Source organism: Millisia brevis NBRC 105863 (assembly GCF_001552615.1).
In the GTDB taxonomy this organism is placed as follows: Bacteria; Actinomycetota; Actinomycetes; order Mycobacteriales; family Mycobacteriaceae; genus Millisia; species Millisia brevis.
Genome location: NZ_BCRN01000015.1, coordinates 34,298 through 57,316, shown reverse-complemented (window position 1 = coordinate 57,316; position 23,019 = coordinate 34,298). Strand labels below are relative to the sequence as shown.

21 protein-coding genes are annotated in these 23,019 nt (G+C 69.5%); 17 read left to right on the top strand and 4 right to left on the bottom strand.

The annotated features are described in order from the left end of the window. Positions 1-214: 214 nt before the first annotated feature. The 9 genes from rpsL (at position 215) to MB1_RS19045 (ending at position 10,139) form a co-directional block, all read left to right on the top strand. A complete protein-coding gene (gene rpsL, locus MB1_RS19085) occupies positions 215-589 on the top strand; it encodes a 30S ribosomal protein S12 (RefSeq protein ID WP_066911126.1) in 375 nt (124 codons plus the stop codon). Between the two features lies 1 nt (position 590). Further along, positions 591-1,061 carry a 30S ribosomal protein S7 gene (gene rpsG / locus MB1_RS19080; protein WP_066911123.1) on the top strand — a complete coding sequence of 157 codons (471 nt, stop codon included), beginning with the start codon at positions 591-593 and terminating at the stop codon, positions 1,059-1,061. Between the two features lie 194 nt (positions 1,062-1,255). After that, positions 1,256-3,358: an elongation factor G gene (gene fusA / locus MB1_RS19075; protein ID WP_066911120.1), complete on the top strand. Its 2,103-nt coding sequence runs from the start codon at positions 1,256-1,258 to the stop codon at positions 3,356-3,358. Positions 3,359-3,475: 117 nt separating this feature from the next. Next, complete coding sequence (tuf, locus tag MB1_RS19070; protein WP_066911117.1) at positions 3,476-4,666, top strand: elongation factor Tu; 1,191 nt, start codon at positions 3,476-3,478, stop codon at positions 4,664-4,666. Between the two features lie 166 nt (positions 4,667-4,832). Then, positions 4,833-5,087: a type II toxin-antitoxin system Phd/YefM family antitoxin gene (locus MB1_RS19065; protein ID WP_169801702.1), complete on the top strand. Its 255-nt coding sequence runs from the start codon at positions 4,833-4,835 to the stop codon at positions 5,085-5,087. After that, a complete protein-coding gene (locus MB1_RS19060; RefSeq protein ID WP_066911111.1) occupies positions 5,072-5,470 on the top strand; it encodes a PIN domain-containing protein in 399 nt (132 codons plus the stop codon). The genes MB1_RS19065 and MB1_RS19060 overlap by 16 nt, the downstream gene beginning before the upstream one ends. Positions 5,471-5,703: 233 nt before the next feature. After that, complete coding sequence (locus MB1_RS19055; protein WP_066911108.1) at positions 5,704-6,477, top strand: sulfite exporter TauE/SafE family protein; 774 nt, start codon at positions 5,704-5,706, stop codon at positions 6,475-6,477. Between the two features lie 96 nt (positions 6,478-6,573). Beyond that, complete coding sequence (locus tag MB1_RS19050; protein WP_066911105.1) at positions 6,574-7,416, top strand: FAD binding domain-containing protein; 843 nt, start codon at positions 6,574-6,576, stop codon at positions 7,414-7,416. Next, entirely contained in the window at positions 7,413-10,139 is a 2,727-nt protein-coding gene (locus MB1_RS19045; RefSeq protein ID WP_066911101.1) for a molybdopterin-dependent oxidoreductase, read from the top strand. The genes MB1_RS19050 and MB1_RS19045 overlap by 4 nt, the downstream gene beginning before the upstream one ends. On the opposite strand, the gene MB1_RS19040 is transcribed toward MB1_RS19045, so the two are convergent. Then, complete coding sequence (locus MB1_RS19040) at positions 10,102-11,154, bottom strand: XdhC family protein (protein ID WP_066911099.1); 1,053 nt, start codon at positions 11,152-11,154, stop codon at positions 10,102-10,104. The genes MB1_RS19045 and MB1_RS19040 overlap by 38 nt on opposite strands. A 189-nt stretch (positions 11,155-11,343) precedes the next feature. Here MB1_RS19040 and MB1_RS19035 point away from each other — a divergent pair, with 189 nt between their 5' ends. The 4 genes from MB1_RS19035 (at position 11,344) to MB1_RS19020 (ending at position 15,332) form a co-directional block, all read left to right on the top strand. Then, the gene (locus MB1_RS19035; RefSeq protein WP_174531982.1) at positions 11,344-12,732 is read left to right on the top strand and encodes an amidohydrolase family protein; all 1,389 of its coding nucleotides are present in this window, start codon (positions 11,344-11,346) and stop codon (positions 12,730-12,732) included. Beyond that, positions 12,729-13,349 carry a nucleotidyltransferase family protein gene (locus tag MB1_RS19030; RefSeq protein ID WP_084352208.1) on the top strand — a complete coding sequence of 207 codons (621 nt, stop codon included), beginning with the start codon at positions 12,729-12,731 and terminating at the stop codon, positions 13,347-13,349. The genes MB1_RS19035 and MB1_RS19030 overlap by 4 nt, the downstream gene beginning before the upstream one ends. A gap of 69 nt (positions 13,350-13,418) precedes the next feature. After that, positions 13,419-14,336 (top strand): glutamate racemase, encoded by a 918-nt coding sequence (locus MB1_RS19025; RefSeq protein ID WP_066911090.1) that lies wholly within the window; start codon positions 13,419-13,421, stop codon positions 14,334-14,336. A 222-nt stretch (positions 14,337-14,558) separates the two neighbouring features. Beyond that, a complete protein-coding gene (locus MB1_RS19020; protein ID WP_245650261.1) occupies positions 14,559-15,332 on the top strand; it encodes an endonuclease domain-containing protein in 774 nt (257 codons plus the stop codon). Between the two features lie 32 nt (positions 15,333-15,364). Here MB1_RS19020 and MB1_RS19015 read toward each other — a convergent pair whose 3' ends face one another. Then, entirely contained in the window at positions 15,365-16,537 is a 1,173-nt protein-coding gene (locus MB1_RS19015; RefSeq protein WP_066911084.1) for a winged helix DNA-binding domain-containing protein, read from the bottom strand. A 103-nt stretch (positions 16,538-16,640) separates the two neighbouring features. Between MB1_RS19015 and MB1_RS19010 the strand changes: the two genes are divergently transcribed. From MB1_RS19010 to MB1_RS18995, 4 genes are all read left to right on the top strand, one after another. Next, positions 16,641-17,141 carry a glutathione peroxidase gene (locus tag MB1_RS19010; RefSeq protein WP_066911082.1) on the top strand — a complete coding sequence of 167 codons (501 nt, stop codon included), beginning with the start codon at positions 16,641-16,643 and terminating at the stop codon, positions 17,139-17,141. Positions 17,142-17,276: 135 nt separating this feature from the next. Continuing rightward, positions 17,277-17,993, top strand: coding sequence for a DUF2334 domain-containing protein (locus tag MB1_RS19005; RefSeq protein ID WP_066911349.1), 717 nt, complete (start codon positions 17,277-17,279; stop codon positions 17,991-17,993). 126 nt (positions 17,994-18,119) lie between these two features. Next, the gene (locus MB1_RS19000) at positions 18,120-19,757 is read left to right on the top strand and encodes an FAD-binding dehydrogenase (protein ID WP_066911080.1); all 1,638 of its coding nucleotides are present in this window, start codon (positions 18,120-18,122) and stop codon (positions 19,755-19,757) included. Positions 19,758-19,899: 142 nt separating this feature from the next. After that, the gene (locus MB1_RS18995) at positions 19,900-21,066 is read left to right on the top strand and encodes an LLM class flavin-dependent oxidoreductase (RefSeq protein WP_066911078.1); all 1,167 of its coding nucleotides are present in this window, start codon (positions 19,900-19,902) and stop codon (positions 21,064-21,066) included. 7 nt (positions 21,067-21,073) lie between these two features. Here MB1_RS18995 and MB1_RS18990 read toward each other — a convergent pair whose 3' ends face one another. Then, the gene (locus MB1_RS18990) at positions 21,074-22,213 is read right to left on the bottom strand and encodes a cation:proton antiporter (protein WP_066911075.1); all 1,140 of its coding nucleotides are present in this window, start codon (positions 22,211-22,213) and stop codon (positions 21,074-21,076) included. A gap of 105 nt (positions 22,214-22,318) precedes the next feature. Beyond that, positions 22,319-22,969, bottom strand: a complete 651-nt coding sequence (locus MB1_RS18985) for an MBL fold metallo-hydrolase (protein ID WP_066911072.1) — start codon at positions 22,967-22,969, stop codon at positions 22,319-22,321. Between the last annotated feature and the right edge of the window lie 50 nt (positions 22,970-23,019).

Here is a 23,019-nt window from a genome sequence, read left to right as displayed (position 1 = left end):
CGACCGAATCGTCGACGCATGCCGTCCGGCAGCCCGTTACCGCAGGTAGCAGGCGTACGAGCGGAAGTGACACGCCCGACCTCGGGATACACCGAAGGGTTGTTCGACGTCTCGGCGAACAGTGCGGGCCCACACCTCCGGGCCCGAACGACACGCAGCAACCCGAAGACACCAAGCGTTACCCGAGACAACAGCGAAGAGGGAAAGCCGGTCAATGCCAACCATCAACCAGCTGGTCCGTAAGGGCCGCCGCGACAAGGTCGCGAAGACCAAGACCGCGGCGCTCAAGGGCAGCCCGCAGCGACGCGGCGTGTGCACCCGCGTGTACACCACCACCCCGAAGAAGCCGAACTCCGCGCTTCGGAAGGTCGCCCGTGTGCGCCTGACCAGCGGTGTCGAGGTGACCGCCTACATCCCCGGTGAGGGCCACAACCTCCAGGAGCACTCGATGGTGCTCGTGCGCGGCGGTCGTGTGAAGGACCTCCCCGGCGTTCGTTACAAGATCATCCGCGGCTCGCTGGACACCCAGGGCGTCAAGAACCGTAAGCAGGCCCGCAGCCGCTACGGCGCGAAGAAGGAGAAGAGCTGACATGCCCCGCAAGGGTCCGGCGCCCAAGCGCCCGTTGATCAATGATCCGGTATACGGATCGCCGCTGGTCACCCAGCTCGTGAACAAGATCCTTCTCGACGGCAAGAAGTCGGTCGCGGAGCGCATCGTCTACGGCGCCCTCGAGCAGGCTCGCGAGAAGACCGGCACCGATCCGGTCATCACCCTCAAGCGCGCCCTGGACAACGTCCGCCCCGCCCTCGAGGTCAAGAGCCGCCGCGTCGGTGGCGCCACCTACCAGGTGCCGGTCGAGGTCCGCCCGGGCCGCGCCAACACCCTCGCGCTGCGCTGGTTGGTCACCTTCTCGCGCGCCCGTCGGGAGAAGACGATGGTCGAGCGGCTCGCCAACGAGCTGCTGGACGCGAGCAACGGTCTCGGAGCCTCGGTGAAGCGTCGTGAAGACACTCACAAGATGGCCGAGGCGAACCGGGCCTTCGCGCACTACCGCTGGTGAAGTAGGGCCCGTACGCGCCTCGTGAGGCGCGTACGGGCATACTTACCGCGCGAGCAGCGTTGTAAGGCGCGTCGGTTGCCCCACAAGGGTGGCTTTGGTGCATCGCGAGATGAGATTTCGACGGTCCTCGACGATGCGGCCCATCTACCGACCTTCGAACCACAACCTTCGACCTACGAGGCGGGACTGAATTCGTGGCACAGGAAGTGCTGACCGACCTGAACAAGGTCCGCAACATCGGCATCATGGCGCACATCGATGCCGGCAAGACCACCACTACCGAGCGCATCCTCTTCTACACCGGTGTGAACTACAAGATCGGTGAGACGCACGACGGTGCGTCGACGACGGACTGGATGGAGCAGGAGAAGGAACGCGGCATCACGATCACCTCCGCCGCGGTGACCTGCTTCTGGAACGGTAACCAGATCAACATCATCGACACCCCGGGACACGTCGACTTCACCGTCGAGGTGGAGCGCTCGCTGCGCGTGCTCGACGGTGCCGTCGCCGTGTTCGACGGCAAGGAAGGCGTCGAGCCGCAGTCCGAGCAGGTCTGGCGTCAGGCGGCGAAGTACGACGTCCCCCGCATCTGTTTTGTCAACAAGATGGACAAGATGGGCGCGGACTTCTACTTCACCGTGCAGACGATCATCGACCGCCTCGGCGCGAAGCCGCTGGTTCTGCAGCTGCCGATCGGTGCCGAGGACGACTTCGACGGCGTTGTCGACCTGGTTGAGATGAAGGCCATCACCTGGCGGGGCACCGTCGAGATCGGCGCCGCGCCGACGATCGAGGAGATCCCCGCGGATCTGGCCGATCGCGCCGCCGAGTACCGCGAGAAGCTGCTCGAGACGGTGGCCGAGTCCGACGAAGAGCTCATGGAGAAGTACTTCGGCGGCGAGGAACTGACCGTCGAGGAAATCAAGGCGGCCATCCGCAAGATGACCGTCAACTCCGAGCTCTACCCGGTGCTCTGCGGTTCCGCGTTCAAGAACAAGGGCATCCAGCCGATGCTCGACGCCGTGATCGACTACCTGCCGAACCCGCTGGACATCGGCGAGGTGCACGGCCACTCGGTCAGCGACGAGGAAGAAGAGCTCACCCGCAAGCCGAGCAAGGACGAGCCGTTCTCCGCTCTGGCGTTCAAGATCGCGGCGCACCCGTTCTTCGGCAAGCTGACCTTCGTGCGCGTCTACTCCGGTCGGGTCGATCCCGGCGCCCAGGTGCTCAACGCCACCAAGGGCAAGAAGGAGCGCATCGGCAAGCTCTTCCAGATGCATGCCAACAAGGAGAACCCGGTCAACGAGGCCGTCGCGGGTCACATCTACGCGATGATCGGCCTGAAGGACACCACGACCGGTGACACCCTGTGCGACCAGGCGAACCCGATCGTGCTCGAGTCGATGAGCTTCCCGGACCCGGTTATCCAGGTCTCGATCGAGCCGAAGTCGAAGGCCGACCAGGAGAAGCTCGGCACCGCGATCCAGAAGCTCGCCGAGGAGGATCCCACCTTCTCCGTCGAGCTGGACGACGAGACCGGCCAGACCGTCATCGGCGGTATGGGCGAGCTCCACCTCGACATCCTCGTCGACCGCATGCGTCGCGAGTTCAAGGTCGAGGCGAACGTCGGCAAGCCGCAGGTGGCGTACCGCGAGACGATCACCAAGCCGGTGATCGGCCACAGCTACACCCACAAGAAGCAGACCGGTGGCTCCGGCCAGTTCGCGAAGGTCCTCATCAACGTCGAGCCGTTCCACGGCGAAGACGGTGCGACCTACGAGTTCGAGAACAAGGTCACCGGTGGCCGCGTGCCGAAGGAGTACATCCCTTCGGTCGACGCCGGCGCGCAGGATGCCATGCAGTACGGTGTCCTCGCCGGTTACCCGCTGGTGAACTTGAAGCTGACCCTGACCGACGGCGCGTACCACGACGTCGACTCGTCGGAAATGGCCTTCAAGATCGCCGGCTCCGCGGCGCTCAAGGAAGCTGCCCGCAAGGCCGGTCCGGTGATCCTCGAGCCGCTGATGGCGGTCGAGGTGACCACGCCCGAGGAGTACATGGGCGATGTGATCGGCGACCTCAACTCCCGCCGTGGCCAGATTCAGGCCATGGAGGAACGCAGTGGTGCCCGTGTCGTGAAGGCGCTGGTTCCGCTTTCGGAGATGTTCGGTTATATCGGTGATCTGCGGTCGAAGACCCAGGGCCGGGCGAACTACTCCATGGTGTTCGACTCGTACGCGGAGGTTCCGGCCAACGTGTCGAAGGAGATCATCGCCAAGGCGACCGGGGAGTGAACGAAGTGAACGACCTTGTTCACTGCGTAGTTACTCCCCGTTAGCCGCACGACCGAAGTAATACCCACCACGCACTGCTGCAACAGCACGCATCTACAAGTCCAGGAGGACCATCAAGTGGCGAAGGCGAAGTTCGAGCGGACGAAGCCGCACGTCAACATCGGCACCATCGGTCACGTTGACCACGGTAAGACCACGCTCACGGCGGCCATCACCAAGGTGCTGGCCGACAAGTTCCCGACTCTCAACGAGAGCTTTGCGTTCGATCAGATCGACAAGGCGCCCGAAGAGAAGCAGCGCGGTATCACCATCAACATCTCGCACGTCGAGTACCAGACCGAGAAGCGTCACTACGCCCACGTTGATGCCCCCGGCCACGCCGACTACATCAAGAACATGATCACCGGCGCGGCCCAGATGGACGGCGCGATCCTGGTTGTGGCGGCCACCGACGGCCCGATGCCGCAGACCCGTGAGCATGTTCTGCTGGCCCGTCAGGTCGGCGTCCCCTACATCCTGGTGGCGCTGAACAAGGCGGACATGGTCGACGACGAAGAGATCATCGAGCTCGTCGAGATGGAGGTCCGCGAACTGCTGGCCGCCCAGGAGTTCGACGAGGACGCGCCGGTCGTCAAGGTGTCCGCGCTCAAGGCCCTCGAGGGTGACCCGGAGTGGGTCAAGTCCGTCGAGGATCTGATGGACGCGGTCGACGAGTCGATCCCGGACCCGGTCCGCGAGACCGAGCTCCCGTTCCTGATGCCCGTCGAGGACGTCTTCACGATCACCGGCCGCGGCACCGTGGTCACCGGTCGTGTCGAGCGTGGCGTGGTCAACGTCAACGAAGAGGTCGAGATCGTCGGTATCAAGCCGACCTCGACCAAGACCACCGTCACCGGTATCGAGATGTTCCGCAAGCTGCTCGACCAGGGCCAGGCCGGCGACAACGTCGGTCTGCTGGTTCGTGGCATCAAGCGTGAGGATGTCGAGCGCGGCCAGGTCGTCGTCAAGCCGGGTACGACCACCCCGCACACCGAGTTCGAGGGCCAGGCGTACATCCTGTCCAAGGATGAGGGCGGCCGTCACACGCCGTTCTTCAACAACTACCGCCCGCAGTTCTACTTCCGTACCACCGACGTGACCGGCGTCGTTACCCTCCCCGAGGGCACCGAGATGGTCATGCCGGGCGACAACACCGAGATGAGCGTTGTGCTCATCCAGCCGGTCGCCATGGACGAGGGCCTGCGGTTCGCGATCCGTGAGGGTGGCCGCACCGTCGGTGCCGGTCGCGTCACCAAGATCGTCAAGTGACTCGGACTCACCAGTAGTTCGCTTCACCAGTAGTTCGCTTCACACCGAACGGCGTCCACTCCACCGGGTGGGCGCCGTTCGGCGTTTCCGTCCCGGTGCCGGCCGGCCGAATCGAACGGGGGAAGCCCCGGCTGCGGAATTCAGATAATTTGAATCTATGGTGACCATGTCCGCGGCCGAAGCATCGCGCAACTTCTCGGCGGTGCTGAGCCGCGCCGAACGCGGTGAGACGATTCGCATCGTCCGACACGGCCGAACCGTGGCCACGGTTACGCCGCCCTCGACGAATGCCGGCCGTTCGCTGCGGCGCGCGCTGGAGGAGACCGACGTGCCACCGTTCGACGACGACTACGCCTCTGATATCGAGGCAGGACTCGCCGCGGTGTCCGACGAGGTGGAGGACCCGTGGGCAGACGACTGATTCTGGACACCGGTGTTCTCCTCGCCTACGAGCGCGCGACGATCGACCGGACAGCCTTCGACGAGGACGATCTCGCGATCGCCGCGGTCACCGTCGCGGAGTTCCGGGTGGGGATCGAACTGGCCGATACGGCCGAGCGGGCGGCTCAACGTTCCCGTCGGCTCGCCCTGCTGCTCACCGACCTCGAGATTCTCGAATACACCGACGCCACCGCCACTCGCCACGCTCAACTCATGGCGCAGATACGCAGATCGGGTAGGCCACGTGGCGCGCATGATCTGATCATCGCCGCTCATGCTGCGGAGACCGGTCGAACTGTTGTTTCCCTCGACACGAAGGCGAGGTTCGGCGACCTCGCGGGTGTCACCGCCATCACGCCATGATCACGTAGGTCTCCTTACCTAGATCGGCGTCCACCCAGTGGTTGGGCGCCGTTCGGCGTTTCCGCGGCACATCCGGCGTGGATCTTTGGGGAGTTTCACGCCCATGGGGTGGATGGGAGACTCCCCAATCACGTTCCTGGCGCGCGGAGGCCGGTCGGTGGGCGGCGTTCGGCGTTGTCGAATGCGGCGAGCGTGCCGGAAGTGCCAGTGCGCGAACCGGATAGGGTCGGGCGGTGAGTTATTGGGAGATCGGGATCCTGCTCGTCGCGGCCGTCGCAGCGGGGGCGATCAACGCGGTGGTCGGCAGCGGCACCCTGATCACCTTTCCCACCCTGGTGGCGTTCGGTTATCCGCCGGTGGTCGCCACGATGTCCAACGCGGTCGGCCTGGTCGCCGGCGGCTTCTCCGGGGTGTGGGGCTATCGGCGCGAACTGAAGGGGCAGTGGCCGCGGCTGCGCTGGCAGATCCCGGCATCCCTGTCCGGCGCGGTCCTCGGCGCGTGGCTGTTGCTGCATCTGCCCGAGACCGTCTTCCACGCGGTCGTGCCGGTGCTGCTGGTGATGGCGCTGATCCTGGTGGCCGTCCAACCGTGGATCCAGGCGCGCGTCAAGAAGCGCCTCGACGCCCGCGCCGGCGGCGGGATGGGACCGGTAGCCACCGGGATCATGCTGGTGGGAACGTTCCTGATCGGCATCTACGGCGGCTACTTCACCGCCGCCCAGGGCATCATGCTCGTCGCGATGATGGGCGCGCTGATCCCCGACTCGCTGCAACGGCTCAACGCCGCGAAGAACCTGCTGGCGCTGCTGGTCAACATCGTCGCCGCGGTCTTCTACACCGTCGTCGCCTTCGACCGGGTCAGCTGGGCGGCCGCGGGCATCATCGCGATCGGGTCGCTCATCGGCGGCTGGCTCGGCTCGACCTACGGGCGCCGCTTGTCGCCGACCGCCCTGCGGGTGACCATCGTGATCGTGGGCCTGATCGGGTTGTGGCGGCTGCTGGCCTGAGGATCGGCGCCCGCTTCGGTGATCCCGTTGCAACATTCAACCGGGCCCGCGCAACATTTGTCGGTTTGACTGGATGACCGATCACCCGGGAGGACCATGGACCAGCACACCGTTCGGTCGTACCGGTTCGCGACCAGCCGCGCCGACCTCGCGTTGGCGCCGGGGGAGCGGATCATGGCCGGTGGAACCTGGCTGATGTCCGAACCGGTCATCGAGGTGCGCGGGTTCGTCGACATCTCCCGCATGCCGTGGCAGCCGTGGGAGCGCACCGCCGACGGACTGACCGTCTCCGCCACCTGCACGATCGCCGACCTCGCCGCCCTGTCGAATCCCGACTCCGACGCCTTCACCCCCGCCGAGCGGGAGCGGTGGACGGCGCTGCCGCTGTTCGCGCAGTGCTGCCACGCCCTGCTCGCGGGCTGGAAGATCTGGAACGTCGCCACCGTCGGCGGCAACGTCGCGCGGTCGTTCGCCGCCGGCGCCATCACCTCGCTGTTCGCCGGTCTGGACACCGTCGCGGTGGTGTGGACCCCCGACGGCGGGGAGCGGCGCATCCCGGTGGCCGACCTCGTCCTCGACAACGGGGTCAATTCGCTGGCCGACGGCGAGGTGCTGCGGGCCTTCGAGATCCCCGAACGCGCCCTGCGCGCCCGCACCTCGATGCGAAAGATCGCCCTCGCCCAGCTGGGACGGTCCGGTTCGGTGGTCACCGGCCGCCGCGACCAGGACGACCGGGTCACCGTGGTGATCACCGCCGCCACGCTGCGCCCGCGTCCGTTGGTCTACCCGTCGATGCCGACTCCCGCAGACCTGCGACAGGACGTCCTCGACCTCCCGGACTTCTACACCGATCCGCTCGGCACCGCCGACTGGCGGCGCGGCGTCAGCGCCGAACTCGCCGCCCGCGTCCTCGCCGACCTGCAGGAGGAAACCGCATGATCGTCGACGGCCAACCGGTCGACCGCCAGCCGCGCCCCGGCCAGTGCCTGCGCACCTTCCTGCGCGAGAACGGGCATACCGCCGTCAAGAAGGGCTGCGACGCCGGCGACTGCGGCGCCTGCTCCGTCGTCCTCGACGGCAAGGCCGTGCACTCCTGCATCTACCCGGCCTCCCGGGCGACCGAGTCGACCGTCACCACCGCCGCCGGCCTCGGCAAACCCGGTGACCTGCACCCCGTCCAGCAGGCATTTGTCGACCACTTCGGTTTCCAATGCGGCTTCTGCACCGCCGGCATGATCGTCACCACCTCGACGCTCGGGCCCGAGGCGCTCGACGACCTGCCCCGCACCATGAAGGGCAATCTCTGCCGCTGCACCGGCTACCGGTCGATCCGCGAGGCGATCGGCCGCTCGCTCGGCTCGCCGTCGCCGCGACCGGAACCGCCCAAGGGTGCGGTCGGGCAGTCCTGGCGCCCGCCCGCCGCCGAACGGGTCGTCTCCGGCCGCGAGCCGTATACCTTCGATCAGTTCCCGGCGGACTGCCTGCACCTGGCCGTGCTGGGCAGCCCGCACGCGCACGCGCGGATCACCCGCATCGACACGACCGCCGCCGAGAAGCTCGACGGGGTCGAACTGGTGCTCACCCACCGCGACGCCCCCGACTTCCTCTACTCGACCGCCCGGCACGAACACCGCGAGGACGACCCGGACGACACGGTGATGCTGGACGACACCGTTCGGTTCATCGGCCAACGGGTCGCCGCGGTCATCGCGACCGACCTCGGCATCGCCGAGGAGGCCTGCCGGCTGATCGAGATCGACTACGAACCGCTGCCCGCCGTCTTCGACCCGCACGCCGCCCTCGCCGAGGGCGCCCCGGTGATCCACCCCGACCGCACACCGGCCGACCGGGTCGATGACGCCGCCCGCAACCTGGTGCTGACCTTCGCCAACGAACGCGGCGACGTCGACGGGCAGATGGCCGCCGCCGACGTGGTCGTCTCCGGAACCTGGCGCACCCAACGGCAGACGCACGGCCAACTCGAAACCCACGGCAGCATCGGCTGGATCGACGACGACGGTCGGCTGGTCATCCGGTCGAGCACCCAGGTGCCCTTCCTGACCCGCGACGAGCTGTGCCGCATCTTCGACCTGCCCACCGACCGGGTGCGCGTCTTCGCCGCCCGCGTCGGCGGCGGCTTCGGCGGCAAGCAGGAGATCCTCACCGAGGACCTGGTCGCCGCCGCGGTGCTGCGCCTCGGCCGGCCGGTCTCCTACGAGATGACCCGCAAGGACGAGTTCACCCGCACCTCCTACCGCCACCCGATGGAGGTGCAGGTGCGCATCGGCGCCACCCGCGACGGCGACCTGACCGCCATGGAGGTCTCGGTCCTCAGCGATACCGGCGCCTACGGCAACCACTCGCGCGGCGTGCTCTTCCACGCCTGCGCCGAGTCGGTCAGCCTCTACCGCACGCCGAACAAGCGCGTCTCCGGCACCGTTTGCTACACCAACAACCCGCCCTCGGGCGCCTTCCGCGGCTATGGGCTCGGGCAGGTGATCCTCGGCGTCGAATCCGCGCTCGACATGATCGCGCAGCAACTCGACATCGACCCCTTCGAACTGCGCCGCCGCAACGCGATCGCCGACGGAGACCCGCTGCTGACCGGACACGAGGAGCCCGAATCCGATATCGCCTACGGCAGCTACGGCCTCGACCAATGCCTCGACCTCGCCCAACAGGCGATGCAACGCGGCAACGGTGTTGCGGCCCCCACCGGTGACGCGTGGCGGGTGGGCGAGGGGATGGCGGTCGCGCTGATCGCGACGATGGCGCCGTTCGGGCACGTCTCGAAGGCCTCGGTGACGCTGCGCCCGGACGGCACCTACGACGTCGGGGTCGGCACCGCCGAATTCGGCAACGGCACCACAACGGTCCAGACCCAGATCGTCGCCGAGGCGCTCGGTACCACCCCCGTCGCGGTGCGCCTGCACAACTCCGATACCGATACCGCCGAATACGACACCGGCGCGTTCGCCTCGGCGGGCATCACCGTCGCCGGCAAGGCGGTGCACGCCGCGGCGACCGCCCTGTCCACCCGCATCGTCGAGATCGCCGCCAAGCTCACCGACAGCGACGCCGCCGACTGTCGGGTCAGCCTCGACGCGGTGTACACCCCGGCCGGCCCGGTCGACTTCGCGCGGGTGATCGCCGAGGCGAACGACGACGAACGGGATGGCGACGGGATGATCGCCCGCGGCGAGGAACACGGCGACATGCGGTCGCTGGCGTTCAACGTGCACGCGGTGCGCCTCGCGGTCGACATCAGCACCGGCGAGGTGCGAATTTTGCAGTCGGTGCAGTCCGCCGACGCCGGGACGGTGATGAACCCCGAGCAATGCCGCGGCCAGGTCGACGGCGGCGTCGCCCAGGGCTACGGCAGCGCCCTCTACGAGGAGGTGATGCTCGACGGCGCGGGCGGCGTGGTGTCACCGAGCTTCCGCACCTACCGCATCCCGCAGATGGCCGACATCCCCTATACCGAGGTCTACTTCGCGGATACCTCCGACGACCTCGGCCCGTACGGGGCGAAGTCGATGAGCGAATCGCCGTTCAACCCGGTCGCCGCGGCGGTCGGCAATGCGATCAGCCGGGCGCTGGGCACCCGGGTCTACGAGACGCCGTTCAGCCGCGACCGGGTGTGGCGGGCGGTGTCCGGATAACGGCCCCGGCGGTGACCGCGTGCAGGGGGCCGCTGCCCTGGCGCAGCCGGCCGCCCGATCGGCCGTTGCGGGCGGCGACCACCTCCGCCAGGATCGCCAGCGCGGTCTCGTAGGGCGTCGAACCGCCCAGGTCCAGGCCGATCGGCGCGTGCAACCGTTCCAGATCGGATGCGGCGACACCGTGGTCGACCAGCAATTGTCGACGCCGCTCGCTGGTCGACCGGCTGCCCATCGCCCCGACATAGGCGGCGCGGCGGCCCAGTGCTTCGATCAGCAACGGCACGTCGAAACGGTCCTCGTGGGTCAGCACGCAGATCACCGCGGCCGGATCGTCCGGCTGCTCGCGCAGATGTGCCACCGGCTGCATGCGCACCACCTCGTGGGCATCCGGGAAACGAGCCGGATCGGCGAAGACCGGTCGCGCATCGCAGACCGCCACCCGATGGCCGGCCATCCGGGCCAGGGTCGCCAGCGGACCGGCGATGTCGACGCCGCCGTAGATCAGGAACGGCGCGGCTCGCGGCACCGGGCAAACCAACCGCGACCGATCGGGCTCGTCGATCCGGGTGGGGCCGATACCCGCCGGCATCTCGCGGGTCAGCGTGCCGACCCCCGTCCCGGCCACACGAACGGCCAACGCGGCCTCGGATTCGTGATCCTCGGCGACCGAGCGGTAGAGGTCGAGGACCTCCGCCGGGGTGGCGGCATCGATCGGCAGCACGATCACCTCGACCGCTCCGCCGCACATCAACCCCACCGAGAACGCCTCGGCGTCCGTATAGCCGAAGACCTCCGTGGTGGCGGACGCACCGGCGACCACCTCGATCGCCACCTGCACCACCGCGGACTCCACACAGCCGCCGGAAAGGCTGCCGCGCACCCGACCGGCCGCGGTGACCACCATCGACGTGCCCACCGGACGCGGCGCACTGCCCGACACGGAAATCACCACAGCCAGGGCGACCGGGCGCCCGGCGTCGACCTCGTCGACGATCAATCGCGCGTGCTCGAACACGGTTACCACGTTAGATACCGGTTGCGACACCGGACCGGCGTGCGTGTTTCGTTCAGGTAAGTTTCGTCCCACTTAACACTTCCCGGCTCGCTGTCGGCCTCGAGGTGCCCAACAATTGATCGACAGCGAGCCGCGGTACCGGGCTCGGTCGGCCGCGACGCGAGGGAGCTCCCGATGAGCAGTGCGCAGATCTATCGGGGCCACGTCTTCCATATCGCCGGGGCGCCGGATGTGCAGACCGCCGATCACCATCTGGTGTCCCTACCCGACGGCGCGGTGGTCGTCGACGACGAGGGCGTCATCGCCTGGGTCGGATCGGCCGCTGACCTGCCCGAGCAGTACGCGGCGCTTCCGGTGACCACCGCCGGGTTCCTGCTGCCGGGATTCGTCGACGCGCATATTCACTTCCCGCAGACCTACAGCGTCGGCGCCTACGGCGGCGGCCAGCTGCTCGAATGGCTGGAGAACTGCATCTTCCCGGCCGAGGCGCGGCTGGCCGATCCGGCCTTCGCCGAGAAGATCGCCGCCGACTTCATCGACCGCCGCCTGTCGGTGGGCACCACCGCCGCGATGGTCTTCGGGTCCGCTTTTCCGGTGGCGCAGGACGCGCTGTTCAGTGCTTCGCTGGCCGCCGGCCTGCGCACGGTATCCGGCCGCGGCATCCAGACCTCCGGCCCGCCCGCCGCCAAACCGCTGATGACCTCCGAGGCCGAGGCGATCGAACTGGTCGCCGCCGAAATCGAGTGTTGGCACGGCCGCGACGTGCTGGTGCGACCGGAACGATCCGCCCTGGTCCAGGTGGCGATCGTGCCGCGCTTCAGCCTCTCGACCACGACCGAGACCCTCGCCGCCCTCGGTGAACTGTACGAGGACGTGCGCGACCGCGGCGTCTACGTGCACTCGCATCTGAGCGAGAACAACCGCCCCGGCACCGGCGAGATCGCCGCCGTCCGCGCGACCTACGACGTCGAGCACTACCTCGACACCTACGACGGATTGTTCATGCCCGGCAGCACCCGCGGCGGCAGCTCGCTGCTCGGGCGGCGCACGATCATGGCGCACGCGGTGCACTGCCACGACGACGAGCTCGCCCGGCTCGCCGCCGCCGAAGCGTCGATCGCGCACTGCCCGACCTCGCAGCTATTCCTCGGCTCCGGCACCATGCCGTGGCGGCGCACCATCGACGCCGGGGTCACCGTCGCGATGGGCACCGACGTCGGCGCCGGCGACGAATGGTTGATCTCCCGGGTCCTCGCGGCCGGCTACGGGGTGCACATGACCGAGCCCGGCGACGCCGCCGTGTCTATCGGTCCGGCGGAGCTGCTCTTCAGCGGCACCCTCGCCGGCGCCCGCGCGCTCGACCAGGAGCAGTTGTTCGGCAACTTCGACGTTGGCAAGGAAGCGGACCTGCTGCTGATCGACCCGGAGCGGTTCCCGGCCCTGGACGGGGCGATCGCCGGCGGAATCCGCGCCGACGACGAGGACCTCGCCGCCCGGCAGACCCTGTTCGCGCTGCTCAACGGGCTGCGCGAACCGGCGATCAGCGGAGTGGTGGTGCGCGGCCGGCGGGTGCGGTGAGCGCGGACGTTTCTGCGGGCGGGGCCCGGGTGGTCGGGATCGTGCTGGCTGCCGGGGCGGGGCGGCGGTACGGCGGGCCGAAGGCGCTGGCGCGCGATGCGGCCGGACGACCGTGGATGGTCTCGGTGGTCGAGACGGTGCGGGCCGCCGGGGTCGGGCGGGTGCTGGTGGTGCTCGGGGCCGAGGCGGACCGCGCGGCGGATGTGGTGCCCGAGGGCGTCGAGGTGGTGATCGCGGGGGACTGGGAGACGGGGATGGCGGCGTCGCTGCGGGCCGGGTTGGACGCGATCGACCCGGGTTCGGACGTGTCACCGGTCGGTGTGGCAGCCGATCCCGCCGATGCCGCGCTGATCGTTCTGGTCGACCAACCCGCGCTGCCCCGGGAGGTCGTGGCGCTCGCGGTGGCCGCGCCGGTCGGTACCGCCACCCTGCGGCGGATCACCTACGCCGGTCGGCCGGGGCATCCGGTGCTGATCGGCCGCGACCACTGGCCGTCGCTGCGCGCGAGCCTGCACGGCGACACCGGCGCCGGTCCGTGGCTGGCGAAACAGCAGGTCGAGGCGATCCCCGGCGACCGGTGGTGGGACGGCGCCGACATCGATACCCCCGCGCGGTAACCGAATCGTGCCGGAGTCGCCGCGGCCGGTTGGTGGGAAGCGTTCGGGCCGGAGGTCTAGATTGAAGCGGTGATCGTCGCGCTCATCGACTCCGGACTCGGACTGGTGCCCACGGCCGCCTGGCTGCGCCGACTGCGCCCCGAGCTCGACCTGATGCTGCTGACCGATCCCGACCACGCCCCCTGGGGACCCCGCCCGACCGACTGGGTGATCGACACCGTCGTCGGCACCGCCCGCCGCGCCGTCGCCGCCGGCGCCTCGGTCGTGGTGATCCCCTGCAATACCGCGAGCGTCACCGCGCTCGACGAGACCCGCGCCGCCCTCGAACCCGCCGTCCCGGTGATCGGCACCGTGCCCGCGATCAAGCCCGCCGCCGCCGCGCACCGCGAGATCGCCGTCTGGGCGACCGCCACCACCACCGCCAGCGCCTACCAGGCCAACCTGATCGCCCAGTTCGCCGGCGATACAACGGTCACCGCCATCGCCTGCCACGGCCTCGCCGACGCGGTCGACGCCGGCGACCACACCGCCATCGACGCCGCGATCGCCGACGCCGCCGCGCGCACCCCCGATACCGTCGAGGCGATCGTGCTCGGCTGCACGCACTATCCGTTGGTCGCCGACCGCATCGCCGCCCGCATGGGCCCCGACGTGCTGCTCTACGACTCCGCCGAGGCCGTCGCCCGGCAGACCCTCCGCCGCATCGACCGAATCACCTCGGGGGCGGCCGACCGGATCGCGTCGGCGGCAGGGGCCGACCGGATCGCTGCGGCGGCAGGGGCCGACCGGATCGCCTCGGCGGTAGTGGGCGACCGGATCAGCCCGGCGGCAGCGGTCGATCGTATCGACCCGGCTGCGGCGATCGGCGGGGTGCCCGGCCGCATCGACGTGATCGCCTCCGGCCGCCCGGCCTCCCTGCCCGCCGCCGCGGCCCACTTCGCCGACGGCCGCCAACTTCTCGCCGCGGACCGGGCCTCCACCGTCTGACCTGCACAACACGCTCGACAGAGCGAGGCCGAGGACAATAGTTCCTCGGCCTCGCTCTGTCGAACGTGTTGTGCACAGGCCGCCCGCGCCATCCACAGATCCCGCCGGCGCACTCCGGCGGGCGCCGCTGTCGACCACGCTCGGACCATGGAGTTGGCGGAGTTACTCGTTCGGGAGCACGGAGTGGCGCGGGCGAAATACCTCATTGACCGGGGTGCCACGATGGCCGAGATTCGCACCTGCTTGCGGTCCGGCACGCTCCGGCAACTTCGCCGTGGCTGGTACGCGACGTCGTACGCCGAGCCGACCGTGGAATCCGCGGTCCGATCCGGCGGGGTGCTCGGATGCGTGTCCGCACTTCAGGTGCACGGAATCTGGGTGCCCCCGCAGGTGCGCATCCACGTTCGTGGTCGACACCACCCCTGCCGGCAGTATGGCCCTCGCGAGCCCGAGGTCCGTTCCGTCGATGATGTGTTGTTGGCCCTGCGCCATGCGATTCGTTGCCTCGACGACGAAGGGATCGTGGTGGTGTGCGATTCGCTCATCCACCTGCGTGTGATGTCCGAGGCCGATATCGGCCGAGTTCTGACCGGAGCCCCCGGGCGGATTCGTCGGCTGATCGATCGCTGTGACCGAGCCGAGTCCGGCACGGAATCGATGGTGCGACTGCGGCTGCGGCGCCTCGGCATCGTGGTGGAAACCCAGGTGGTGATCCCGGGGATCGGTCGGGTCGATCTGCTCGTGGGACGGCTGATCATAGAGGTGGACGGTGTGCGCTATCACGTCGATCCGGAGCGCTTCGAGAATGACAGACGTCGAGACCGCCGCGCGGTGCAATTGGGGTACACGGTGATCCGGCTGAGCTACCGACAGGTGCTCTACGACTGGGCCGAGGTCGAGCGCGACATTCTGGAGGTGGTGCGGAGACGGGATCACCGGTGGCCCCGAAGGGAGCGTTACAGAAGACGTTCGGGAGAGCGAGGGCAAGGACAATAGGTCCTCGACGGCGCTCTCCCGGACGTGTTGTGTCACCCCATCCGCAACTCCTTTTCCAGCGGCGCGGGGAAGGTCGGGGTGACGGCGGCGCCGTCGAGCAGGGCGGTGAGGCGATCGGCCTCGGCGGTGATCCGCTTCGTTTCGGCCGTACCCACCTTTTCCAGCAGTTTCACCACGACCTCCCCTTCCCGCACGGCCCAGCCGCCGACGATGCGGCCGCGCAGCCACACAGTGGGGCCGACATTGCCGAAGCGGTCGAAGAGCGGTTCGCGGTGCTCGAGGTACCAGTCCCGGTGGCGCCAGCCCATCGGGGTCGGGTCGAGGGCCGGCAGCAGGGCCACCGCGTCGGCGGGCTCGGCCGACCGGACCTCATCGAGCGATTCCTCGAGCAGAACACCGGGGCCGCAGGACAGTTCGACCGCGACGGTGTCGAGGGAGCGCAGGGCCGCGGCGGTGGCGGTCTTGGTCCAACCGGTCCACCATTGCAGGTCCTCCGCGGTCGCCGGGCCGAACCGCTGCAGCCAGCGGCGGGCCATCTCGACGCGGGCCGCGGCCGGATCGAGCTCGGGAAGCCCCTCGGGCCACCACTTTTCGGCCGAGGCCCAGGTGTGCTGTCGGGAGGTCCAGCGCGCGGGCGCCCCGGCGCGCACGATCCGCCCCTTGGTGCCCAGATAGGCCAGCACCGAGCTGGTCAGCAATCGCTTGGTGTCCCAGGCCTTCTCGGTTTGGGGCAGGACCGCGACCCGCAGCTGGGGGAGCGCGTCGCCGAGCTGCGCGCCGGTCGCCTCGCCCACCCCCGCCAGATAGTCGGCCACCGCGGTTTCCGCGTCGTCGAGCCAGGCGGCGGGATCGGGTACCGCCGGCTCGGTGGGCGCGGTCGCCACCTCCTTGAGCAGCCGGGTGCGCATGGTGGCGGCCACACCGAGCGACGCCGCCGCGTGCACCATCGGGACATCGTCGCGGTCGACGACGAAGACGGTCCGCCGCATCGCCATCATGCGCACCAGCTCGCGTCCGTCGTAGAGCGCGGCGCGCACGTCGGGCACCGTCGCGGTCGGGACGCGCGCCAGCACCGACAGGTAGACCGACGCCGGGTCGGTCGCGTGCAGTGCCACCAGCGCGGCCACCACCGAGCGTGTGCTGTCGCCGGCGCGCAGTTGACGCTGCTCCAGCAGACAACGGCGCAGGTCGTCGGCGATATCCATGTCCGGGAGTCTGCCCGCAGTGGGCGACATGCCACGCGCCGGGGACCCGGCGTTCTGTCATCCGGATGATGGACAGGGAGTACCGACGGGTAAGTTGCCCCCTATGAGTGAGCTGCAGACGATCACGATCAACACGCTCGGTGGCGCGCCCACCACGCTCGGCGAGTACTCCGGGCGGACGGTGCTGTTGGTCAATGTCGCGTCGAAATGCGGGCTGACCCCGCAATACGGTGCCCTCGAGCGGCTCGCGCAGGCCTACGCCCATCGCGGACTGACCGTGATCGGTGTGCCCTGCAATCAGTTCGGTGGCCAGGAGCCGGGTACGCCGAGCGAGATCGAGACGTTCTGCTCGACCACCTACGGTGTCACCTTCCCGCTGTTGGAGAAGACGCTGGTCAACGGGCCGCAGGCGCATCCGCTGTACCGCCTGCTCACCCAGACCCCGGACGCCTCCGGCGAGGCGGGCGACGTGCAGTGGAACTTCGAGAAGTTCCTGATCAGTCCCAAGGGGGAGGTCGTGGCCCGCTTCCGGCCGACCACCCTGCCGGACGCCCCCGAGGTGCTCTCCGCGATCGAGGGCGCGCTGCCCGTTCCGACCCTGTAGATCGGGCATATTTCCCGAATCGTTCCAACCGACACCCCGCCGTTCATCGACGGCGGGGTGACGTTCACCGCGGGGACATCCCGGACGGTCACCCTGGGAACCATGGCTAGCGATGTATCCGAAGGTCCCATCGGCATCACCCCGCGCGTGATCGTGTCGGTTTCCGGCATCCGTCGGGAGACCTGCGCGGCCGCCGCCGACTTCGCCGCGGAACTCGACCGCCGCGAGGTGCCGCTGTCGCTGCTGGTGGCGCCCCGCCTCAAGGATCACTACCGGCTGGTCAACGACCGGGCCACCCGCGACTGGCTGTGCGAGCGACGCGACCGCGGTGACGCGATCGTGCTGCACGGCTACGACCAGGCCGCCACCAAGCGTCGACGGGCCGAGTTCGCCGCCCTCGGGGCCCACGAGGCGCGGCTGCGACTGCTCGCGGCCGACCGCGTGCTCGAGGACATCGGATTGCGCAGCCGCATCTTTGCCGCGCCCCGGTGGGTCGCCGCACCGGCCGCGGTCGACGTCCTCCCCGACCTGGGCTTCCGCGTCCACGCCGGGCTGACGGGAATCACCGACCTGCGGACCGGCGCCACCGAGAAGGGCCGGGTCCTCGGATTCGGTGACGGGCTCGGCGCCGGGTCGGCGACGGCGGAGCCGTGGCGTTGCCGGGCCCTGCTGATCACGGTCAACCGCACCGCGCGCAAGGGTGGACTGATCCGCCTGTCGGTCGCCGCGCACCACCTGGAGCGCAAGGCGCGCCGGTCGGCGCTGCTCGACGCGGTCGACCTCGCCCTGCTGCAGGGCGCGACCGCGGACGTCTACCGCGAGTTCGGTGCGGCGGACGGTCGCGCCGCCTGAGCGGACGCCGGGAGCGTCGTGCTGCCGGAGTCGGAAGCCGGCATGGCGCCACCCGATCCGGATCCGGGCGGTCGCGGGTGAGCGTTTCCTACCGTCCGTACCGATAGCGGGACTACGCTCGCGGGCGTGCAGGGTCAGGACGTCATTGTTGTCGGAGCGGGACTGGCCGGATTGGTGGCCGCCGCCGAGGTGATCGCCGCCGGCAAGCGGGTGCTGATCATCGACCAGGAGAACCCGAACAATATCGGCGGTCAGGCGTACTGGTCGTTCGGCGGATTGTTCTTCGTCGACAGCCCCGAGCAGCGCCGTCTCGGCATCCGCGACAGCTTCGACCTCGCCTGGCAGGACTGGCAGGGCAGCGCCGCCTTCGACCGCGACTGCGACCACTGGCCGCGGAAGTGGGCGCGCGCCTACGTCGAGTTCGCGGCGGGGGAGAAGCGCTCCTGGCTGCGCGAACGCGGACTCAGGACCTTCCCGGTCGTCGGTTGGGCCGAACGCGGCGGCTACGGCGCCGACGGCCACGGCAACTCGGTGCCGCGCTTCCATATCACCTGGGGGACCGGCCCGGCGCTGGTCGAGATCTTCGAGCAGCGGGTCCGCGCCGGCGTCGCGAACGGCCTCGCCCGTTTCGCGCACCGGCATCGGGTCGACGAGGTGGTCGTCACGGGCGGTGTGGTGACCGGGGTGCGCGGCGCCGTCCTCGAACCCTCCGCCGCCGCCCGCGGGGTGGCCTCCTCGCGCGTCGAGGTCGGCGAGTTCGCCTTCGACGCCGAGGCGGTGATCGTCACCTCCGGCGGGATCGGCGGCAATCACGAACTGGTGCGGCGCAATTGGCCGCAGCGCCTCGGGCCTCCGCCCGAGCATATGCTGACCGGTGTCCCGGCCCACGTCGACGGCCGGATGCTCGACATCACCGCGCGCGCCGGCGGTTCGATCATCAACCCGGACCGCATGTGGCACTACACCGAGGGCATCACCAACTACGCGCCGGTCTGGCCGAACCACGGCATCCGCATCCTGCCCGGGCCGTCGTCGCTGTGGCTCGACGCGGCCGGTGTGCGGCTGCCGGCGCCGCTGTTCCCCGGCTTCGACACCCTGGGCACCCTCGAGCACATCGTGGGGACCGGCCACGACCACACCTGGTTCATCCTCGACGAGAAGATTCTCGAAAAGGAGTTCGGCCTGTCCGGGCAGGAACAGAACCCCGACCTGACCGGCCGCGACGTCCGCAAGGTGCTCGAGAGGGTCAAGCCGGGGCCGCCCGGACCGGTCGAGCAGTTCCGCCGTCGGGGCGTGGACTTCGTCACCGCGGATTCGCTGCGCGAACTGGTCGCCGGGATGAACACGATCGGCGACGTCGAACTCGATGTCGATGCGGTCGAACAGCTCGTGGTCGATCGGGATCGCCAGATGGACAACCCCTTTGCCAAGGATCTGCAGGTGTCGTTGATCCACGCCGCCCGCAACTACCGGGCGGATCGGATCTCCCGGATCGCGGCGCCGCACCGGCTTCTCGACCCGAAGGCCGGCCCGCTGGTCGCGGTCAAGCTGCATCTGTTGACCCGCAAGACGCTCGGCGGGCTCGAGACCGACCTGCAGTCGCGGGTCATCGGCGCGGACGGCGAGCCGATTCCGGGGCTCTTCGCCGCCGGCGAGGTCGCCGGCTTCGGTGGTGGCGGTGTGCACGGCTATCGCTCGCTGGAGGGCACCTTCCTCGGCGGGTGCGTCTTCTCCGGCCGGGCGGCGGGGCGAGCGGCCGCGTAGCGATCGGCGGTCGAGGTCCGTGGGGTGCGCGGCCGCGTAGCGCGACAAATAGTCCGGCCGATTGGAACTAGCGGCCGCGCCGCCCACCGCCCTTACGATCCCTTGTATCGGTTGCCTGACCGACAGCCGCAAGGAGATCACCGTGGCATCCATCCCGCTGTCCGTGCTCGATCTGTTGCCCCGGTCGAGCGGCGCCGATAACGCGACCGCCCTGCGCAATACGATCGATCTGGCGCAGCAGGCGGAGCGATTCGGTTATGCCCGTTACTGGTTCGCCGAACACCATCTCAATCCCGGCGTCCTCGGATCGTCGCCGGCGGTCGAGATCGCCCTGGTCGCCGGAGCGACGGATACGATCCGACTCGGTTCGGCCGGCGTGCAATTCGGACATCGCACGCCGCTGGCCACCGTCGAGGAGTTCGGCCTGATCGACGCCCTGTATCCGGGTCGACTCGACCTGGGCATCGGCCGTTCGCTCACCCGGCCGGCCCCCTCGGAATCCGAGAATACCTCCGCGGCCGACGCCGCCCGCCGCTATCTGGCCGACCGGGGTCGGCCGAACCGGGATGCGGACAGCTTCGCGCCCAATGGCCTGCTGCTGCCCAAGCCGTACGACATCTCGACGGTGTTCTCCCGAAAGTCCTTCGGGCACATCCTGGATCTGCTGCAGCAACCCGGCGCCCATGCCCCGGGTTACGACGACCAGATCGCCACCCTGCTGGCCCTGCTGGCCGGCACCTACGTCGACGCGGACGGGCGGCCGGCGCACGCCTCGCCCGGTGAGGGCGCCGCCGTGCAGGTGTGGATCCTCGGGGCCTCCGGTGGGGCGAGCGCGGCGGTCGCCGGGCGCCGCGGTCTGCGCTTCGTCGCGAGCTACCACCACAGCCCGAGCACCGTCATCGACGCGGTCGACGCCTACCGGGCGGCCTTCGTCCCGTCCGCGGAGGTCCCCGAGCCGTACGTCGCGGTGTCCGCGGACGTCGTGGCCGCCGAAACCGACGAGGAGGCAGCGGAACTGGCGAGCGGTTACGCCCCCTGGGTGCGCAGCATCCGGCGCGGCGAAGGGGCGATCGCCTACCCGACACCCGCCGAGGCGGCGGCCCTGGAGTGGACCGATGACGACCGGGACCTGGTCAGCGACCGGGTGCGCACGCAATTCGTCGGCTCCCCGACGACGGTCGCCGACCGCCTCGAACAGCTGCGCGAGGCCACCGGCGCGGCCGAGATCGTCCTGACCACCAGCACCCACGACCACGGCGCGCGGGTGCGATCCTACGAACTGATCGCCAAGGAATGGGCGCAGCGGTAGCTGCGGGCTATCCGCTGGGGGCCGGCTGCGCCCGCGCCTGCCGACCGGCAGCGATCGAGGCGACCCCGATGGTGATCAGCGCTCCGAGCAGCAGCGCCGGGGCCTCGCCGGGCGCCAGCAGGTCGAGTTGGGTGCCGAGGGTCGCCGCGCCGACCGGTACGCCGAGTTGGGCGGCGGCCAGGATGCCCAGGCCGATCGGTTGACCGGTCGCCCGCATGGCGGCGTGGGCGGCGATCGCCGCGAGGCCGAGCACGATGCCCAGCAGGACGAAGCGCGGATTGGCGGCCAGTTCGCGCAGGTTGAGCGAGGCGCCCAGCCACACGAAGAACAGCGGCCCGAAGAAGCCGTCGCTGATGGCGAAGAGCTGCCGGGCCAACCGCCGCGGCTCCCCGACCGCGGCGACGGCCATGCCGAAGGTGAAGCCCGCCAACATGATCGACACATGGGTGAGCGTCGCGAGGGCGGCGAGCGCAAAGAGTACCGCCAGGTTGATCCGCAGTTCGAGCGCCACCCGATGCCGCTTCGACCACGCCTCGATGCGCTCGCGTCCGCCGCTGCGTTCGGCCGCCCGCAACAACAGGAAAACCACCACCGCACAGGCGATCACGGCCAGCGCGCCCAGGGCGGCCGGCCCGGCGCGGCCGGGTTCGATCGCGAGCGGCAGCGCGACGATGCAGGCCGCGTCGGCGATCGCTATCTGCGGCAGCGCGTCGAGGACGCGCGGTCCGGTCAGGCCGAGCGCGTCGACCATCGGCAGGGCCAGCGCCGCCGACGACGACGCGATCAGCACCGCGTACAGCGCGGCGTGCCCGGTGCCGAACCATGCGGCGATCCCCGCGCCGAGCGCCGCCGCGATCACCCCGACCGCGACCGCCCGCAGCGCACCGGTGCGCAGGCTGTGCAGGATTCGTGGATCACGGATCGGCACGTGCGAGCCGGCCACGAACATCACCAGGGCGAAGCCGATGTCGGCGAGGAAGGTGAAGGTCGCATCCGATGGGTCGACCAGGCGCAGGCCGGTCGACCCGATCACGATGCCCGCGGCCAACTCTCCGAGGATCACCGGCAGCCGCAGCCCGCGCGGCAGGATCAGCAGCGGCCCGAGCAATCCGACCACCACCACGAGGGCCAAGGTTGCGAAACTCATCGTGCGACTCCCGCCGAGATCGAGGTCAGGGATGGGCCGGAGGCCGCACAAAGGAGGTGCCAGGGGCCGGGAGGGGGACCGGGGGCGGTATGCCCGCCCGCCGGCTCAGGGGCCGAAGGTGGCGGACTGCTCGGTATCGAGGACGACGAATTCGGTGTCCTTGGGCGCCATCTCGGAATAGCGGCCGTAGAAGATGCCCGTCGCCTGATCGGCGATGATGCCCTGATGGATCGGCACCGCCACCCGCGGCGCGACCGCCCGCAGATAGTCGACGCCCGCACCGACGGTCATCCACGGAGCGGCCGACGGCATCGCGAGCACCTCGATCGGCACAAACGGGATGTACAGCGAATCACCGGGGTGCAGGAGGGCATTCGGGCGCTCCTCGGTGTCGAAGAGGTAGGCGGTGTTGTCGACCACCGGCACGTCCGGATGGATCACCGCGTGCCGGCCGCCGGTGCCGCGGATGCGGGCGGCGCCGAGTTCGACCGTTTCGCCGGGATGCAGTGCGCGCCAGGGCTCACCGAGCTGCGCGGCGGTCTGCGGATCGGCCAACAGCACCGCATCGGGGTTGCCCTCGAGCAGCGCGGGCAGGCGACTGTGATCGACGTGGTCGGGATGCTGATGGGTGATCGCGATCGCATCGAGTCCGGTAATACCTTCGAATCCGTGTGCGAAGGTGCCCGGATCGAAGAGCACCCGGGTGCCGCTCAGCGATGCGAGCAGGCAGGAATGGCCGAAATGCGTCAGCTCCATATCCGAGCAGCCTATCCCTCGGCGCGGCGCCCGGGTAGGAGGATCGCCGG

Coding starts and splice junctions, on each gene's coding strand:
- MB1_RS19050 (WP_066911105.1), top strand. CDS start 6,574: ATGGACCAGCACACCGTTCGGTCGTACCGGTTCGCGACCAGCCGCGCC.
- MB1_RS18985 (WP_066911072.1), bottom strand. CDS start 22,969: ATGGAGCTGACGCATTTCGGCCATTCCTGCCTGCTCGCATCGCTGAGC.
- MB1_RS19020 (WP_245650261.1), top strand. CDS start 14,559: ATGGCCGAGATTCGCACCTGCTTGCGGTCCGGCACGCTCCGGCAACTT.
- rpsL (WP_066911126.1), top strand. CDS start 215: ATGCCAACCATCAACCAGCTGGTCCGTAAGGGCCGCCGCGACAAGGTC.
- rpsG (WP_066911123.1), top strand. CDS start 591: ATGCCCCGCAAGGGTCCGGCGCCCAAGCGCCCGTTGATCAATGATCCG.
- MB1_RS19045 (WP_066911101.1), top strand. CDS start 7,413: ATGATCGTCGACGGCCAACCGGTCGACCGCCAGCCGCGCCCCGGCCAG.
- MB1_RS19010 (WP_066911082.1), top strand. CDS start 16,641: ATGAGTGAGCTGCAGACGATCACGATCAACACGCTCGGTGGCGCGCCC.
- MB1_RS18990 (WP_066911075.1), bottom strand. CDS start 22,213: ATGAGTTTCGCAACCTTGGCCCTCGTGGTGGTGGTCGGATTGCTCGGG.
- MB1_RS19065 (WP_169801702.1), top strand. CDS start 4,833: ATGTCCGCGGCCGAAGCATCGCGCAACTTCTCGGCGGTGCTGAGCCGC.
- MB1_RS19015 (WP_066911084.1), bottom strand. CDS start 16,537: ATGGATATCGCCGACGACCTGCGCCGTTGTCTGCTGGAGCAGCGTCAA.